This is a genomic window from Limnohabitans sp. TS-CS-82, assembly GCF_002943475.1.
Genome location: NZ_PTQX01000009.1, coordinates 181,605 through 198,526, shown reverse-complemented (window position 1 = coordinate 198,526; position 16,922 = coordinate 181,605). Strand labels below are relative to the sequence as shown.

General features: G+C 51.7%; 14 protein-coding genes. All 14 read left to right on the top strand.

The window, feature by feature from the left end; translation table 11 throughout:
- Positions 1-3 precede the first annotated feature (3 nt).
- Complete coding sequence (gene pglX / locus C5F52_RS18150; protein WP_104799765.1) at positions 4-3,537, top strand: BREX-1 system adenine-specific DNA-methyltransferase PglX; 3,534 nt, start codon at positions 4-6, stop codon at positions 3,535-3,537.
- On the top strand, positions 3,530-4,738 hold the full coding sequence (locus C5F52_RS18145; RefSeq protein WP_104799764.1) for an AAA family ATPase: 1,209 nt from the start codon (positions 3,530-3,532) through the stop codon (positions 4,736-4,738). Before pglX ends, C5F52_RS18145 begins: the two co-directional genes overlap by 8 nt.
- Entirely contained in the window at positions 4,735-5,487 is a 753-nt protein-coding gene (locus C5F52_RS18140) for a hypothetical protein (protein ID WP_104799763.1), read from the top strand. Before C5F52_RS18145 ends, C5F52_RS18140 begins: the two co-directional genes overlap by 4 nt.
- Complete coding sequence (locus C5F52_RS18135; protein WP_104799762.1) at positions 5,484-5,900, top strand: DUF1016 N-terminal domain-containing protein; 417 nt, start codon at positions 5,484-5,486, stop codon at positions 5,898-5,900. Before C5F52_RS18140 ends, C5F52_RS18135 begins: the two co-directional genes overlap by 4 nt.
- A gap of 97 nt (positions 5,901-5,997) precedes the next feature.
- Entirely contained in the window at positions 5,998-6,855 is an 858-nt protein-coding gene (locus tag C5F52_RS18130; RefSeq protein WP_104799761.1) for a hypothetical protein, read from the top strand.
- A 154-nt stretch (positions 6,856-7,009) separates the two neighbouring features.
- Positions 7,010-8,041 (top strand): DUF1963 domain-containing protein, encoded by a 1,032-nt coding sequence (locus C5F52_RS18125; RefSeq protein ID WP_146100111.1) that lies wholly within the window; start codon positions 7,010-7,012, stop codon positions 8,039-8,041.
- Complete coding sequence (gene pglZ / locus C5F52_RS18120) at positions 8,041-10,656, top strand: BREX-1 system phosphatase PglZ type A (RefSeq protein WP_104799759.1); 2,616 nt, start codon at positions 8,041-8,043, stop codon at positions 10,654-10,656. Before C5F52_RS18125 ends, pglZ begins: the two co-directional genes overlap by 1 nt.
- Before the next feature lie 8 nt (positions 10,657-10,664).
- The gene (gene brxL / locus C5F52_RS18115; protein ID WP_104799758.1) at positions 10,665-12,716 is read left to right on the top strand and encodes a protease Lon-related BREX system protein BrxL; all 2,052 of its coding nucleotides are present in this window, start codon (positions 10,665-10,667) and stop codon (positions 12,714-12,716) included.
- 21 nt (positions 12,717-12,737) lie between these two features.
- Positions 12,738-13,391: a hypothetical protein gene (locus tag C5F52_RS18110; protein ID WP_104799757.1), complete on the top strand. Its 654-nt coding sequence runs from the start codon at positions 12,738-12,740 to the stop codon at positions 13,389-13,391.
- A 35-nt stretch (positions 13,392-13,426) separates the two neighbouring features.
- The gene (locus C5F52_RS18105; RefSeq protein ID WP_104799756.1) at positions 13,427-14,710 is read left to right on the top strand and encodes a DNA repair exonuclease; all 1,284 of its coding nucleotides are present in this window, start codon (positions 13,427-13,429) and stop codon (positions 14,708-14,710) included.
- A gap of 16 nt (positions 14,711-14,726) precedes the next feature.
- The gene (locus tag C5F52_RS18100; protein WP_104799755.1) at positions 14,727-15,245 is read left to right on the top strand and encodes an AAA family ATPase; all 519 of its coding nucleotides are present in this window, start codon (positions 14,727-14,729) and stop codon (positions 15,243-15,245) included.
- A 224-nt stretch (positions 15,246-15,469) separates the two neighbouring features.
- Positions 15,470-15,556 carry a hypothetical protein gene (locus tag C5F52_RS30435; RefSeq protein ID WP_104799754.1) on the top strand — a complete coding sequence of 29 codons (87 nt, stop codon included), beginning with the start codon at positions 15,470-15,472 and terminating at the stop codon, positions 15,554-15,556.
- Positions 15,557-15,558: 2 nt separating this feature from the next.
- On the top strand, positions 15,559-16,272 hold the full coding sequence (locus C5F52_RS18085; RefSeq protein ID WP_104799813.1) for an ABC transporter ATP-binding protein: 714 nt from the start codon (positions 15,559-15,561) through the stop codon (positions 16,270-16,272).
- 17 nt (positions 16,273-16,289) lie between these two features.
- A complete protein-coding gene (locus C5F52_RS18080) occupies positions 16,290-16,856 on the top strand; it encodes a MarR family winged helix-turn-helix transcriptional regulator (protein WP_104799753.1) in 567 nt (188 codons plus the stop codon).
- Positions 16,857-16,922 lie beyond the last annotated feature (66 nt).

The following is a 16,922-nucleotide window of genomic DNA, read 5'->3' as shown; positions in this document are numbered from 1 at the left end:
ACCATGAACAAATCCAACCTCAAGTCCTACGCCCCCCAAGCGCGCAAAGACTTCATCGCCGCCGTCACCGCCCGCGCCCACCAACTGGGCTTCACCTCCACCCACGTCAACGACGCCACCGTGCGCGGCGACGTGCTCATCATCGACGGTGTGGAGTGGCCGGCCAAAGTGGCGGGCTTGCGGGCCAAGTTGCTCGACAAAATCCTGCACCACGGCTTTGAGCAGACCATGGAAGAGGTGGCCTACACCTGGTTCAACCGCTTTGCCGCCCTGCGCTACATGGAGCTGCACGACTTTCTGGAGCACGGCCACCGCGTGCTGAGCAGCCGCGACGGCGGCTTGCCCGAACTGTTGCGCCACGCGGCCAGCGTCAGCCTGCCGGGCCTACAAGCGGCCAAGGTGCAAGAGATGCAACTGGCGGGCAACCGCGATGACGAACTGTACAAAGCCCTGCTGGTGGCCCAGTGCAACGAGCTGTCCCGCGTCATGCCCTTCTTGTTTGAGCGCATCGACGACGAAACCGAGCTGCTGCTGCCCGACAACCTGCTGCGCACCGACTCCATCGTGGCCAAACTGGTGGCGGGCGTGCCCGAAGAAGACTGGCAAGAGATCGAAGTCATTGGCTGGCTGTACCAGTTTTACATCAGTGAGAAGAAAGACCAGGTCATTGGCAAGGTGGTCAAAAGCGAAGACATCCCCGCCGCCACCCAGCTCTTCACGCCCAACTGGATCGTGCAATACCTGGTGCAAAACAGCGTGGGCCGCCTGTGGCTCATGGCCAACCCGCAAAGCACGCTGGCCAGCGAGTGGCCTTACTACATCACCCCCGCCGAGCAAACGCCCGAAGTGCAAGCCCAGCTGGACGCACTCATCCAGACCCGCGTGGCTGACGATGGCGACACCCTCAACCCCGAAAGCATCACCGTGCTGGACCCGGCCTGCGGCAGCGGCCACATCCTGGTGGTGGCCTACGACGTGCTCAAGGCCATCTATGTGGAGCGTGGCTACCGGGTGCGCGACATCCCGCGCCTGATTCTGGAGAAAAACCTCTACGGCCTGGACATCGACGACCGCGCCGCGCAAATGGCGGGCTTTGCCCTGCTGATGAAAGCCCGTGCCGACGACCGCCGCCTGTTCACAGCCGCCGACGATGCGGGCAACCTGCAACCGCCCAAGCTGAACGTGCTTAGCTTGCAAGAGAGCAAAGGCCTGAACGTGGATGAGCTGACCACCCACCTGGCCCCGCACCAGGTGCAACGCGCCACCATCGCCGCGCTGGTGGAAGCCTTTGAGCACGCCAAGACCTTTGGCTCTTTGATTCAGATTCCGTATGCGCTCAAGACGCATCTGACGGTGTTGCCGAGAATGCTGGCCAAGGTGCGACAGAGTGGGGACATGTACGCCAGTGCGGCTGCGGATGATTTGATGCCGCTGGTGCAGCAGGCGCAAGTGCTGGCCATGCAGTTTGATTCGGTTGTGGCGAATCCGCCGTATATGGGCGGCAAGGGAATGAATCCTGCCCTGAAAGATTACGCCAAAGGTGCATGGCCTGATAGCAAATCCGATCTATTTGCCATGTTCATAGAACGCGGCTTTGAGTGGTGCAAGCCCAGTGGTTTGAATAGCATGGTGACCATGCAAAGCTGGATGTTCTTGTCTTCTTACGAAGCGATGAGGCAGGCACTAATAGTTAGTCGGACGATTTTTACGTTAGCCCATTTTGGGCCTCGTGCATTTGCAGAGATTTCTGGCGAAGTGGTGCAAACGGTTGCTTTTGTATTTGCGAAATCTAGTGTCAAGTCATTTAGGCCAAAATTTTTCAGACTTATAGATGGTCAGGAGGAGGAAAAAAGATCGATGCTGTTGGCTGGCAGATCAATTTACACCACGCTAATGCAAGAAGAGTTCTTGAAAATACCAAGCTCTCCGATTGCGTACTGGCTCTCTGTAAAGTCAATGCAGGCGATCCTGAATTCGAGACCGTTGACGGAATTTGGAGAGCCACGAGTTGGTTTGGATACTGGAAACAATGCAATTTTCGTCCGTAGTTGGCAAGAGGTTGACTATGAATCGATTGGCTTTGGTTTTACAGATTCAAAATCATTCCTAGCATCAGATCGTCGATATGTTCCTCATACGAAGGGTGGGGAGTACAAGAAGTGGTACGGCAATCTTGAGTATGTTTTGAAATTTGACCAAGATGCATATCTGGAGCTGGAAAACAGCGGTAACAAACTTCCTTCTCGTCAGTATTATTTTCGAAAGGGTGCAAGTTGGACGAGGATAAGTACAAGTGGCTTTTCGATTCGCGTTGATCCAATTGGTTGCGTTTTCAATTCCGCATGTCCAACAATTTTTGCCGATGAAACCAATCTCCCAATAATTGTTTCATTCCTACACAGTGCTGTTGCAACGTATTTCTTGAAGATTTTTAGCCCTACATTAAATTTTCAGGCTGGTGAAATTCGGCGATTACCCCTTCTAACAGACGTATCTGCAGATGTGATAACCAATTTCAAGGCATTGATGGAGACTGCAGTCAGTGACTGGAATTCCAACGAAATTTCATGGAATTTTGAGAAATTGCCTATGGTTTCTGGGATACCTTCGAACACTTTGTCGAATGCATATATTGCGTGGAATAATTTGTGCAGCAAGCAAATATCTGCGGTTAGAGCAATGGAAGAGCAGAACAACCGAATCTTCATCAATGCGTACGGTCTGCAAGACGAACTTTCCCCGGAAGTCCCCGAGTCCCAAATCACCCTAGCCCGCGCCGACCGCGAAAAAGACTGCCAACGCCTGATCTCCTACGCCATCGGCTGCATGATGGGCCGCTACAGCCTCGACGAGCCGGGCCTGATTTACGCCCACGCGGGCAACGTCGGGTTCGATGCCAGCCGCTACACCCGCTTTGCCGCCGATGCCGACGGCATCTTGCCCATCACCGACGAGCATTGGTTTGACGATGATGCGCCTGCGCGTGTGCGCGACTTTCTTCAAGTCGTCTGGGGGCCAGAGACTTTGGCCGAAAACATGGCTTGGTTGGCCGAGAGCCTGGGCGGCAAAGCCAGCGAAACGCCCGAGGAAACCATCCGTCGCTACATGGCTGACAAGTTCTACAAAGACCACCTGCAAACCTACAAAAAGCGCCCGATCTACTGGCTCTTTTCCAGCGGCAAGCAGGGCGCTTTCCAGGCGCTGGTCTATCTGCACCGCTACAACGAGGGCACCTTGTCCCGCATGCGGGCCGAATACGTCATCCCCCTGACCGCCAAACTGGCCGCCCGCCTGGAGATGCTGGAGCAAGACGCCAACGCCGCCTCATCCGCCGCCGCCCGCACCAAGATCCGCAAACAGATCGAGGGTCTGCGCAAGAAACAAGTAGAGCTCCTGTCCTTCGACGAAAAACTCCGCCACCACGCCGACATGCGCATCACCCTCGACCTGGACGATGGCGTTAAAGTCAACTACGGCAAGTTTGGGGATTTGCTGGACAGTGTGAAGGTGGTGACCGGAGGTGGTTCAGATGATTGAGTCGGTACGTATTGTTAATTTCAAGTCTTTGGCTGCGGTGACTATCCCGTTGGGCCATTTCACTTGCTTGGTCGGCATGAATGGTGCGGGCAAGAGCACGGTGCTGCAAGCTTTGGATTTTGTGTCGCAGTTGATGCGAGGGGATGTACAGGGTTGGCTGGATCGGCGGGGGTGGACTGCGTCTGATCTGAGATGCAAGCTGAGAACGGAATTCAACAGCACTTTCACAGTGACTTTTAAAACTTCAGCTGGTGCAAGTTTGGTTTGGATTGGCGCTTTCAATAGAGCCGATTTGCGTTGCACAAAAGAAGCCGTGGTGTTGATTCAGCCTGAAAAGACCGATTTGAAAGTCCTGCGTTCAAATGGACAAATTTACTCGCTAGGTGTTCGTGAGAGCCAATCCATTGCGTTTGAATATCAAGGCTCCATCCTTTCAGCGTTGAAGGATTCGGAGTTGCAGCCGGAGTTGTTGGAGTTTCGCGATGCATTGCGTAATGTCCGCTCCCTAGAGTTGTTGTCGCCTGATAAATTGCGCAAGAGCGCTCGTGCCAGTGAGCACGACATTGGCAGCGGCGGTGAAAAACTCTCAGCCTACCTAGATACCATCAAAGGGGAGCGTAAGACCAAGCTGGTGATGCTGCTTCAAAAGTTCTATCCCGCCTTGGTGGATTACAAGATCACATCACAAAGGTCAGGCTGGAAAAAACTGTCGGTGTTTGAGCAATTCGGCAACCAGAAGTTGGAAACCGATGCACTGCATTTGAACGATGGCTTGCTGCGAATCTTGGCAGTGTTGACCCAGGCCGATGCAGACCGTTCACTGTTGCTGTTGGACGAACTGGAAAACGGCATCAATCAAGAGATCGTCGAAACACTGGTAGACACTTTGCTGGAAAGCCCGCAGCAGTTGTTGGTGACGACGCACAGCCCTTTGCTGCTCAATTATTTGCCCGATGCGGTAGCGCGGACTGCGGTGCAGTTTTTGTATAAAACTCCCCAAGGCGAAACCCGCATCAAGCCGTTCTTTGATATCCCCCGCATGTCAGCCAAGCTGGAGGCGATGGGCCCTGGTGATGCATTTGTGGACACTGACTTGCGTCTGTTGGCACAGGAATGCATGGAGTTGGATGCCCAAATTGAAGCTGTTGAACGTGCCGAAGCCGAGGCTGAATCCAAGGCCGTTGATGCAGGTGAGGCATGAAGCTACTGATCAGTGGAGAAGGCCCGCGAGACTTGGGGACCTGTAACAACGCACAAAGCCAGTGCAGTGACGAGGCCTTCAACCGTGGACCCATGGCGGTTTGGTTGGGGCGCTTGTGGGAGTCTTTGTTGAGCTACAACTTATTGGATACACCAGAGGCTGTGCAGTTCGTTAGCAAGACCGCTTTGGCTGAGCAGGCCAAGAACTCCGACAAACGGATGCAACCCTTGCGGAGCAAGAAGCAGGGAGCTGAAACGGGCCTGTACTTCAACAACGCCCAACAGTTGGGCCTGATGGCCAAACAATTGGCGGCAGACTACGCCGGGCCGGTGATGGCGGTGTTGTTTCGCGATGCCGATGGCACAGCCAGCGCCCCAGGGCAAATGTGGCAAGCCAAGTGGGACAGCATGGTCAATGGCTTCAGGTCCGTTGAGTTTGATTTCGGTGTGCCTATGTTGCCGAATCCGAAATCCGAGGCATGGTTGCTGTGTGCAGGCCAAAAAGCGCAGCATTCTCACGCCGCGCTGGAAAACATTTCGGGTAACGACAACTCACCCAATGCAGCCAAAGACCAGTGGGAAGCTTTCATGGGTGCGCCACAAAACGCAGCTTCAGAGGCTGACTGGTGCGCCAACAACCCTCAAGATTGGAGCAACCTGCGGACCATGCCCAGTTTTCAGGCGTTTTACGATCGTTTTCATGAGGTGGCTCAAACAATCTTGCACCCCGCGAGCCGGAGCTTCACATGAGCCATCTGGCTGCGGTGGATTACCGAGAGTGGTTCTCGGGTCTGAAGCAGCGCATCCAGTCAGCGCAGCAACGCGCAAGCCTGTCCGTTAACCGTGAGCTGGTGTTGTTGTATCAGCAGATTTGCCGCGACATTCTGGAGCAGCAGCAGGTGCAGGGCTGGGGCACCAAGGTGATCGACCAGTTGGCACACGACATGACGGCGACGTTTCCCGAAATGAAGGGCTTTTCACGCCCAAACCTGCTTTATATGAGCAGTTTTTCTGAGCAATGGACTGACCCGGAATTTGTGCAACAGGCTGTTGCACAAATTCCGTGGGGCCACAACATCCTGAAGATCACCAAGTGCAGCAGCGTGGCTGAAGCCTGGTTTTACATCGCCCAACCCCTGAAGCAAGGGTGGAACCGTGCCTGACAATCTGAAAGGTGCTACGCCTACGGTGCAAGAGATCGAGAATGATTTGTTGCAGTTGCCGCAGCAAGTTGATGAAGCTGAATGAATTGGAGTCAATATGAAAGTAACCAGAAGTGAGGCTGTCGAATTGCAAGTGCGCGATGCAATGACATTGAGAGACCGAATGTTGAGTGCATTAAAACTTCGTGGTTTGGTTGATCCCATGGTTCCAGGCGATGACGAGCGGGAGCCTGTTCGAAACCCATTTCTTCAGACCTTATGTAGTGCTGCTGAAGGTTTTATACCCGTCGTCACGACCACCGCTATTGATCAAGTCGACAGAAAAGCAAGCATGTTGGCGGGGCCATTTTTCACTTGTAACGAGTACCCGGTGCCTGAATCGAGTTCGGGATCGTTAGCTCCGATCATTCAACTTGATTTGCAAGTTTTGAGTGAACTCTCAGGAAAAGATTTTGGCGACGGGCTGCTTCAAGTTTGGTGTGACACGGACTGGGACAATGATTCGCGTGACTTTATCCGCGTAGTGCCAAGGGATGTTTTGAACAATGCGTCGATGACGCCATTTGAACCTTCAGATATTGCTGCGGGCCCTGTGCCGGAAGAATGGATTTTTGATGAGTCTTGGGATGAGATTGACGTTATCTCTGGTTTTGAGTCCATGGGCTTTCATGCCCAAACAAGTTACCTAGATGTTTATGCTGGCGACTTGACTGACGATCAGCTGTCTTCGATTTCAGATGACTTGGGCAAGTTCATCACATTGACCGATTTGGCCAACAGCTTTCATTTGTTCGGTAGTTTCTATCCAATTCAGTACTCATCTGCCGATGTCGGTCTTGACTGGGATTGCCTAATCCACTTCCCTGAATGGGGCTCGTCTGGTAACGCTCAAGTGTTTTACTGCCTTTATGAAAACGGGAATATGTCGTTCACATTTCAGGAATCATTGCGTTGAATGGCCAGCTCTCAAAGTAACGACGAACTACTGAGTGCTCCGCGATCCGCCAGAATTTCTAAGAACGCATTGATATGTTCGAAAACGTAACTCATCGTCCATCACTGTCGTCATTAATGTGCACGGTTGGATTGTTCCAAGAGAAAGTAATGAAATGACTGATTTATCGAGCGAAGACTCAATGGCTGTTGCTAACAAACTTCATTCAGCAATTGATGTGTTGCTGATAGCTGCCTCCGAGCGTGATTTGGACATTAATACAGATGATCTCAAGGGGCTTTGCACAAAGTTGAAAACAGCCCGCGTAGGTTTCCCGTTTGTGTTTGAAGAAATGGCGTCACAACATATCAACCGACTAGGTAGTGTGCTGCTTGGGCCTATCTTCACCAGCCAAACACATCCTTGGCCAGTAGATGAGGATTCCAACCCCATGGCTCCGTTGTGTCAAATCAACACAACCGACATACCGCGCCAGTTGGTGGGGGTCCGAGGTGTGGTTCAAGTTTGGATGGCTCAATCGGGTGGGGTTCACGGTGATGTATTGATTCGTGTCATTGCACCTGACGAATTCAACATTGACTTACTGACGCCTGTTATTGAGTCTGAAGCAGACATTGAGGTACTTTTGCCCGAAGCTGTTGAGTGGCTCAGGGAGTTTCATGCGAATGCAAAACCAACCAAAGCCCAGTTCATCACAGAAGCAGCCATCAAGTTGGGGCAGCCCAACGCTGATGCATTGGCTGAGGTGGATTGGGACGAGTGGTGTCGCTTAGCTGATATTTATGGTGACACCTACGGCGATGATGTGGTCATGTGCATGCAAATTACAGGATTTGGGGATGGGCGCTTGTACTGCGATATGTCGAAAGACCAGCAGCAGGCTATGGAGCACCTTGAACGGCTTAAGAAAAAGCTGGAGAAAAAAAGCTTAAACGATGACAAGACGTTGATTGATTTGCTGGGTGAGGCGATCACTGTGTACAAAGAGTTTTTAGGGGTGTGTGGTGAGCTTGCATATCCAGCCCTATTTGGAACTTTTCAACAAATCCAGTACGAGGCAGGGGGCTGTGATGAGCCGTTCATCTGTTTTGAATCTATTGGCTTGAGGGAATGGGGTGATGGTGGCAATGCCCAAGTGTTTTATAGCCAAGACAGAGGATTTACTTTTGACTGGAGTTGCACTTGATGAGCTCTCCACAGTTTTTGTCTGCTTTAGAACGTCAGTTTGAAGAAGGCAGCCAATTGGTATTTTGGAATGACCCAGACGGCGAATTCCTGATGGAAGTCGATTCAATTGACTTGCCAAGCGTAAAAGTGCTTCGATTGGACCAAGTTCCAGCCCTGCATGCAAAAGTTCAATTGGAAGCTGGCCAAGTGGGACGTTGGCTGATTTATGCGCCAAGCGCATGCCCAGTACCTGAAGATGATTGGCTACTGGATGCCCGTTTGCGAGGCAAATCTTTCAGCGCGGACAGTGCATCAATGCAATTGGATGAGCTAGGTTTGACCAGCCGTGTACTGCATGGTCATCTCAAACTTCGCGCTAAATTCATGCGAGCCAAAGACCGTGTAGAGCGCCTCAAACGTTGGGTACAACCCGATGATCAGGCGGTTGATCTGGATCGCAAAATGCTGGCGGTTTTGGCCAAAGCCGAGACTGCGGATACAGCTGGAATTTTTCTGAAGGTTTTCCAGGCGTTAGCAACGGAAGGCTCAGACCTGGGAGGCTCACCCAAACCATTGCAGGAAATGGCTGCGCAAGAACTTGAGGGCATTTTTTGGGCTTTGGCTGAGTCTGAATTTGGCTACAAGGAAGCCAGTGGTGAGGCACCCTCATTACGAGGGCTTTTATACAGAATCTTTGCCACTGATTTTTGCAATGCCATCGGTGTATCACCATCTTCATTGAATCATTTTGTGATCTCTGACCGAAGCCGCGCTGCACATGTGGCTGTGTTCGCAAGTCGTTGGCGCTCAGATATGGCCAACTACAGCAGTTATGACGTGTTGTCTGCGGTCGTGGCAGAGGAGCTGTATGTTCCTGCCATGCTGGGGGAGCTGACGGCTGAGAATTTGATCGATGCCATGACGTTTGAGTCGATTGACAAGCGTGTGATTACGGACCTGAAGGCGCGCATCATTGCCGGTTCAGGTGCCAATATGGATGCGGTGCGCGAGCTGATGGCCAAGCGCCGCGATGGCCATTGGGCCAATACCTTGTTGGCCGGAGCCAATGACCATACAAAGGCTCTTGCCGCCAGTTACGACGCATTGGGTGCTGCAGCCAGCTTTTTCGAGTTGCAAGCTAAGCACAGCCGAGGTTTCAGCTTTGGCTCAGCTGATGCGGCGTTTGCATCTTATCGATCAGAGCTTTTCCGCTTTGACCAGTTGTACCGCACCTTCATGCGTGCCACCGATGCGGTAGAGCCCATGGGCTGGTCGCTTTTGCATGAGCTACGTGACCGCATGGAAGATGCTTACTCGGGGTGGTTCATCGGTCAATTGACTTCTGCGTGGGATGCCGTGGTGGATGGGCCTGCGGGCTTACTCAAGCGCTGGAAGCTGGCAGATATGCCAAACCAACAAAACTTTTTTGAACATTTTGTGACGCCCAGTTACTCGTCGGGTGCCAAGCGCGTTTATGTCGTCATCTCGGATGCATTTCGTTTCGAAGCCGCCGAGGAATTGGCCAGTACGCTCAATTCCAAAAATCGGGTGAAAGCAAGGTTGGAGTGCATGTTGGGTGTGTTGCCCAGTTACACCACTTTGGGCATGGCGAGTTTGTTACCGCACAAACAATTGGCTTATCGCAACAATGCGGCGCTTGATGTCACTGTAGATGGCATGGCGTGCGGTACGCTGGAGCAGCGCAGTGCCGTGTTGGCTCAACATGGTGGCGTGGCGATCAGTCGCGATGAGCTGATGGAAAAAGGCAAGCTGGGTGGGCGCGATTTCGTCAAACCACACCAGTTGGTTTACATCTACCACGACCACATCGACGCCATTGGCGACAAACGCAGCACCGAGGGTAAGACCTTCGAGGCCACCGAGCAAACCATTCGCGAGTTGCAGGAACTGGTCAGTTTCATCATGAACAACTTGAATGGTTCCACCATTTTTGTGACGGCAGACCATGGCTTTTTGTACCAGGAGTCAGCGCTGGAAGATGCTGACAGGGCCAAAGTTGAAGAAGCCATGCCGGGGGTGATCAAGCCCAAAAAGCGCTACATACTAGGTCACGGCATGTGGCCCATGTCGGGTGCGTGGGCTGGCAACACATCCATCACGGCGGGCACAGATCCGGGTGATGGCAGTGTTGATTTTCTGGTGCCCAAAGGGGCAGGTCGCTTTCACTTTGTGGGTGGTGCCCGTTTTGTACACGGCAGCGCCATGCCGCAAGAAATTGTGGTCCCGGTGATCGTGGTCAAAGAAGGCGATGCCGAGAAGACCCGAACCAAGACTGTGGATGTGAGCCAGCTGGGTTCGAGCAATCGCATCGTGACTAACAAGCAGCGCTTTGAATTCATCCAGACCGAAGCGGTCTCGGACCGGGTCTTGCCCGTGACCCTGCTGCTCTCGATACGCGATGGCGATCAGGTGGTAAGTGATGAGCAAGCGCTGACGTTTGACAGCGCATCTCCCCTGATGGAAGAGCGCAAGCGTTCGTTGATGCTGACCATCCAGTCCGGTGACTACGACCGTAACAAGGACTATTTCTTGGTGGCTCGCGATGCAAAAACAAAAGCCGAGGCTTGGCGCACAACGATGCGCATCGACCTTGCATTCAGCAACGATTTTTGAGAATAACAATGACTGAAACCATTCAAGCCCCTTTGTCGGCCAATGCAGATACAGAGCTGGACAAACTTCTGAACGAACGTTTCGCTGGCAAAGTGGTACGTAAGGATTTGACCAAGCTGATCAAAGAGGGGGCCAACGTCCCTGTGTATGTGCTTGAGTATTTGCTAGGCATGTACTGTGCGTCAGACGATCCTGAAACGATTCGTGCAGGCATGGAAACGGTCAAAAACGTATTGGCTGAAAACTATGTGCGTCCGGACGAAGCCGAGAAAGTCAAAAGCAAGATCCGTGAGCGAGGCTCGTTCAAGGTCATCGACAAAGTGACGGTCAAGCTCAACGAAAACCGTGATTCATATGAAGCGCTGCTGTCAAACCTAGGCATCAAGAATGCGGCGGTAGACGACAGCCATGTGCGGAAATACGAAAAGCTTTTGGTGGGTGGCATCTGGTGCATCGTGACCATTCGCTACGAGTTTGAAGAGAATCAAAAAACCTCGCCATTCATCGTTTCTGAACTCAAGCCCATTCAAATGCCTGGCATGGACATGGATGAGTTGTTCGAGGCACGGAAAGCGTTCACCGATGAGCAGTGGATTGATGTGCTGCTGCGCTCTACCGGCATGGAGCCGACTTGCTTCAAAGAGCGGGCCAAGTGGCATTTGTTGGCCCGGATGATTCCGCTGGTGGAGAACAACTACAACATGTGCGAGCTGGGACCTCGCGGCACGGGCAAGAGCCACATTTACAAGGAAATTAGCCCGAACTCGATTTTGGTGTCAGGCGGGCAGACCACGGTGGCCAACTTGTTTTACAACATGGGCGCACGCAAAGTGGGCTTGGTAGGTTTGTGGGATGTGGTGGCGTTTGACGAAGTGGCGGGCATCAGCTTCAAAGACCACGACGGCGTGCAGATCATGAAGGACTATATGGCCTCGGGCTCTTTCAGCCGGGGGCGGGAGTCGATCAACGCAAGTGCATCCATGGTGTTTGTGGGCAACATCAACCAGTCGGTCGAGTCCATGGTGAAGACAAGCCATCTGTTGGCACCTTTCCCCGAAGCCATGATCGATTCGGCATTTTTTGACCGTTTCCATGCCTATGTGCCCGGTTGGGAAATTCCCAAAATGCGGCCTGAGTTCTTCACGAACCAATATGGCTTGATCGTGGATTACCTGGCGGAATGGGTGCGCGAGATGCGTAAGCGCAGCTTTGCGGATGCCATCGACAAGTATTTCAAGCTTGGCAATAACCTAAACCAGCGCGACACCATCGCTGTGCGCCGGACGGTGTCTGGCCTTCTCAAGTTGATTTGCCCTAACGGTGAATATTCCAAAGAGGCCGTGCGCAAATGTCTGGAGTACGCGCTGGAAGCGCGTCGTCGTGTGAAAGAGCAGCTCAAGAAAATTGGCGGCATGGAGTTTTATGACGTCCATTTCTCGTACATCGACCTAGAGGACATGCAAGAGCGCTTTGTCTCGGTGCCGGAGCAAGGTGGCGGCGGCTTGATTCCTGAAGGTCGTTTGCAGCCGGGTGTGCTGCACTCCATTTCCATGGGGTCGGCGGAGATGCCTGGTATTTACCGAATGGAGATCCAGGCGATTGCAGGCACAGGAAAGCTCAATGTGTCTGGATCGCTGTCTCGCGAACCAGTGCGTGTGGCCTTCGATTATTTCAAGGCCAATGCAAGTCGCGTGAGTGCGTCCATACATCCAACGGAGCGGGACTACCACTTGCACATGGTTGAGTTGCAAAACTCGGGCAACCCGGACAGTCTGACCCTTAGCAGTTTCATTGCTTTGTGCTCGGCGGCTTTAGGCAAACCGATCCAAGCGCAGTTGGCGGTGATGGGCGACATGACCTTGGGGGGCACTGTTGCGCAGGCGCGTAACTTGGCAGAGAGTTTGCAGGTTGCGTTTGATGCGGGTGCTAAGCGCATCCTTATGCCTATGTCCAGCGTGACCGACATTCCATCTGTGCCAGGCGAGTTGTTTGCCAAGTTCCAGACGAGTTTTTACTCTGATCCTGTTGATGCCGTGTTTAAAGCACTTGGTGTCGAATGAATTTATGCATTAGGAGATAGTGTGGGCGCTAAAAAATACTACGCAATTTTTGATTCGAAATCCCAAGCCAATCAGCCTTGGCTTGAGATCGCATTGATAGTTGTTGATGCGTCCGGTCAGATTCATAACAAAATGGCTGTAATTTGTGGCGATATTTCGGCATTGAAAACGTACGATGGAAGTTGCTCTGCTTTAAGTCAATACAAGGCACGAATTGATAGCGAGGATTTATTTCATACGACAGCTAAAGCTGTAAACACATGGCTTCTACAGGTTAATGGTAAATATTCGCCGACCCTAATGGCGCCTGGGCTAAATATCAACATGAAGCGATGCGAAGCAATAGGTGTTGACTTCTCATGTTTTAAAAATAAAGAATGCTTGATTGATAGTGCTAGAGATTTCCTTATTCCATCCAAAATATTTAAATCATTTCTAAAAATCAATCACGAGTATGCAAATGCATTTGGCAACTGCGAGACAGACATAACTACTGCGCATCTTTTAGCCAAAGTCATTAGCAATTGTGAGGTTGGACTCCCTGATCTGGCGTTGATCAATGTGGTCAATGTATGGTTACCGTTGTTCGTGTCAGTGAAAGCGAAGAAGTACTCTCCAGGTGTGGAGGATCGCTTGCAAAAAATAACGGCAAATTCACATCAAGAAAATACCTAGTAGGTTATTTGATGAGCGCATTTTGAGAAAAATCAATGAAATTCATCCACGCCGCTGACCTTCACCTTGATAGCCCCTTAAGGGGCTTATCTTCTTACCCTGATGCTCCCGCTGAAAGGCTGCGTACTGCAACACGAGATGCTTTCAGTAATCTTGTTAGCCATGCTTTGGATGAGCAAGTCGATTTCATGGTGATTGCTGGTGATGTCTATGACGGTGACTGGAAAGACTACAACACTGGATTATTTTTTGTGCGTCAAATGGGACGCCTGCGTCAAGCGGGGATTCCTGTTTATCTCTTGTATGGCAATCACGATGCCGAAAGTGAGATGACGCGTGGCCTAGAGCTACCTGACAACGTCCACATCTTTTCATCACGGAAGGCGGAGTCGTTTCGGATTGATGAAATGAAAGTGGCGTTGCATGGCCGCAGTTTTAAGGTGGCCGCTACCACCGAAAACTTACTTCCCAGCTATCCAGCACCTGTTGCTGGTTGGTTAAATATTGGTGTGTTGCACACAGCGCTAGAAGGCAATGCGCAGCACGCCCGTTATGCACCTTGCTCAATCGCTGAGCTGCAGACGAAGGGCTATCAGTATTGGGCGCTTGGACATGTTCATGAACATTGGATTCATCGCGGTGAGGTAACGATTGCCTATCCAGGTAATTTGCAAGGACGACATATCCGCGAGCTAGGAGCGCGAGGCGCACTGATGGTGACGGCTGAAGACAGTGAAATCACTGAAGTCGATCGAATAGAAGTAGATGTCTTGCGTTGGCATGCTTTGTCCGTGGATATCGGCGCTATGGTTGATCGTCGTGAAGCCATCCGTGCGGTAGGTCTCGAGCTGGAACATGTTTTGGATGCAACCCCATCTCACTTACCTTTAGCAGTCAGGGTGCTGTTCAAAGGTCAATCTGCAGTGCATGCGGCATTGGTTGCCGATGAAGGTCAACTAAGGCAGGAAATCCTAGCTCAGGCGGTCGCACTTAATGCTGACAGGATTTGGATTGAAAAAATCAGTGTCCTAAGCGAGGCTCTGGATAGCGAGAGCCTGTCATCTGAGGACGATACGCAGGATGCACTGGTCGAACTAGCGGGCCTTGCGCTAACAGCAAAGGATGATCCAGATTTCGTGCAGTCTTTGCAAGCTGATTGGATGGCATTGCTTGAAAAGTTGCCGTATGAAGTTTTGCAAGCTTCTCATGAACTGCATGCCCTTCGACAAGATCCACAAGCACAGATACCAGATCGTCTTCGGCAAACAACACCCATGCTAATGGGGCGTGTGACCAAGAGCGCTGGTTCTTCTACTTGACCACTAGAGAGTGTCTATGCGCATTCGCGAACTAAAACTAATCCGGTACGGAAAATTTACCGACCGTTCACTGTCGCTGCCTTTTGCAGATAGAGACATCCATCTAATTGTCGGCCCCAATGAGGCAGGCAAATCAACTGTCAGAACAGCCATTGGAGATTGGTTATTTGGTATCCCAATGCGCACGCCTCTGGCTTTTTTGCACCCGATGTCTGAATTGCGAATTGGGGGGGTGATTGAAAAACAGGGCTCTAGGGGTAATGAGGAAGATCGCCTCGCATTTGATCGCGCCAAGGGGAACAAGAACACGCTTCGGTCGCCTGAAGATGTGCCCCTCCCTGAAGGTGTTCTTCATGCTTGGTTAGGTGGACTTCAGCAGCCAACGTTCAATCGAATGTACGCACTGGATCACACAACCCTCGTGGAAGGAAGCGCCGGAATTTTGTCGGCATCCGACGACGTAGGTCGAATGCTATTTCAGTCGGCAACTGGCATAGAGCATTTGGGAACCATCATCAGAGGTATCTACAGGTGAAGCGGCAAAGTATTCACGGTGAAGTTGACTTTCAGGCCAGCCACAGGCTTTCGCTGTTTCGAGCACATGGTTCATGAAACCACCGGGTCCGCATACGTATAAATGCGTCTCTGGCTGCGGCGCGCTAAGCACAGCATTAGCATCAAATTGGTCGTATCCTTTGCCATCGTCAACATGCACATGGACGTCGTCCTTAAAGGCTGACTTTGTAAGCTCATGAAGGAATGCCAGAGGGGGGAGTTTTGGCAGATGGAACGCCAGACGAAATTCGCCGCGATCCCAATGTGCGCGCTGCATACCTGGGAGGATGATCATGAGCAATGAAATTCTTCAACTCAGTAGTGTTGTAGCTGGTTACGGTCCGACTACCGTACTCGATCATTTGTCTCTCGCATTGGGACACAAAGAACGCCTAGCGATGATTGGTCGTAATGGGGTAGGCAAAACAACGGCGCTCAGAGCAATCATGGGGCTTATTCCGTTGCGAGAGGGAAAAATCCTTTTTCAAGGCGAAGACATATCGAAGCTTTCTCCCCACGAACGTGCACTTCGTGGACTGGGCTACGTCCCGCAAACACGAGATATTTTTCCATCACTGACAGTAGAAGAAAACCTACTGGCAGGACTTAAGCAACGACCACGGAGTGCCTTGGATGATGCTTATGCACTTTTCCCTCGTCTGGCTGAGCGCCGTCGTAATGGCGGTACTCAACTGTCTGGTGGCGAACAACAGATGCTCTCAGTAGCTCGTGCCTTGCTTGGGCAGCCTAGCCTCATTCTTTTGGACGAGCCGCTTGAAGGCTTGGCTCCTCTGATTAGGTTGGAGCTGTTAAAGACATTCCGAACAATGGCCGATGAAACTGGCATTGCCGTGATCATCGTGGAGCAGCAAGTTGACGAAGCCTTAGGCTACGCTAGTCGAGCTGTCATTTTGGACCATGGCACTGTCGTGCATGAAGCTCAAGCTTCGGTCTTACTGAAAGACAGCGAGACGCTGGAGCGCTGGGTTGGTATGGCGGTTCATTGAGAGACTTAATAACTGCTATGACCAAAAAATCTGCCTTGCCCACGTCTGCGATCAATGCGCCAGCGGCCATTGATTTGGATCGCTACATTCCTGCTTACTTCACTTGGATTGCTAATAAGCTCTCACGAGGCGCATCTCAACATTACTTGAATACATTTGGGGTAGGTATTGAGACTTGGCGCTGCTTGGTGTTGCTAGCACAAGATGGATCAATGTCAGCGCAGTACGCTTCGCGTGTGATTGGTATGGACAAAGGCTCTATTAGCCGCTGCTTCAAATCCATGCAAGAGGCGGGACTGATTCGCACAAAATTAGATCCGAATGATGGGCGAGCACGAATTGCTGTACTCACAGCCAAGGGAAGGGCACTTCACGACCAGATCCGAGGTGTTGCTCTGGAGCGTGAACGAGCATTTCTTTCGGTGCTTCAGCCGAAAGAAATCGAGGCTCTCCTTGGGCTGTTGCATCGACTTCATGAAAATCTCCCATCTGTGGAGACTGTTACGCAAGCTTATGTTTCGAGCAATTTTTCATCGACTGCTAAGCCCCGTCGTTCACTTAATTCAGATACTGACTTGTTATGACCACACTGAGCGTTCGAGTACAGCGTCGCCTTGTTGAAGCTGAAGATATTTGCAGCTTTGAATTGG

What these genes read in the sequence shown, in the direction of transcription:
- pglX (WP_104799765.1), top strand. Translation starts at nt 4, where the DNA reads ATGAACAAATCCAACCTCAAGTCCTACGCCCCCCAAGCGCGCAAAGAC.
- C5F52_RS18145 (WP_104799764.1), top strand. Translation starts at nt 3,530, where the DNA reads ATGATTGAGTCGGTACGTATTGTTAATTTCAAGTCTTTGGCTGCGGTG.
- C5F52_RS18140 (WP_104799763.1), top strand. Translation starts at nt 4,735, where the DNA reads ATGAAGCTACTGATCAGTGGAGAAGGCCCGCGAGACTTGGGGACCTGT.
- C5F52_RS18135 (WP_104799762.1), top strand. Translation starts at nt 5,484, where the DNA reads ATGAGCCATCTGGCTGCGGTGGATTACCGAGAGTGGTTCTCGGGTCTG.
- C5F52_RS18130 (WP_104799761.1), top strand. Translation starts at nt 5,998, where the DNA reads ATGAAAGTAACCAGAAGTGAGGCTGTCGAATTGCAAGTGCGCGATGCA.
- C5F52_RS18125 (WP_146100111.1), top strand. Translation starts at nt 7,010, where the DNA reads ATGACTGATTTATCGAGCGAAGACTCAATGGCTGTTGCTAACAAACTT.
- pglZ (WP_104799759.1), top strand. Translation starts at nt 8,041, where the DNA reads ATGAGCTCTCCACAGTTTTTGTCTGCTTTAGAACGTCAGTTTGAAGAA.
- brxL (WP_104799758.1), top strand. Translation starts at nt 10,665, where the DNA reads ATGACTGAAACCATTCAAGCCCCTTTGTCGGCCAATGCAGATACAGAG.
- C5F52_RS18105 (WP_104799756.1), top strand. Translation starts at nt 13,427, where the DNA reads ATGAAATTCATCCACGCCGCTGACCTTCACCTTGATAGCCCCTTAAGG.
- C5F52_RS18100 (WP_104799755.1), top strand. Translation starts at nt 14,727, where the DNA reads ATGCGCATTCGCGAACTAAAACTAATCCGGTACGGAAAATTTACCGAC.
- C5F52_RS30435 (WP_104799754.1), top strand. Translation starts at nt 15,470, where the DNA reads ATGCCAGAGGGGGGAGTTTTGGCAGATGGAACGCCAGACGAAATTCGC.
- C5F52_RS18085 (WP_104799813.1), top strand. Translation starts at nt 15,559, where the DNA reads ATGAGCAATGAAATTCTTCAACTCAGTAGTGTTGTAGCTGGTTACGGT.
- C5F52_RS18080 (WP_104799753.1), top strand. Translation starts at nt 16,290, where the DNA reads ATGACCAAAAAATCTGCCTTGCCCACGTCTGCGATCAATGCGCCAGCG.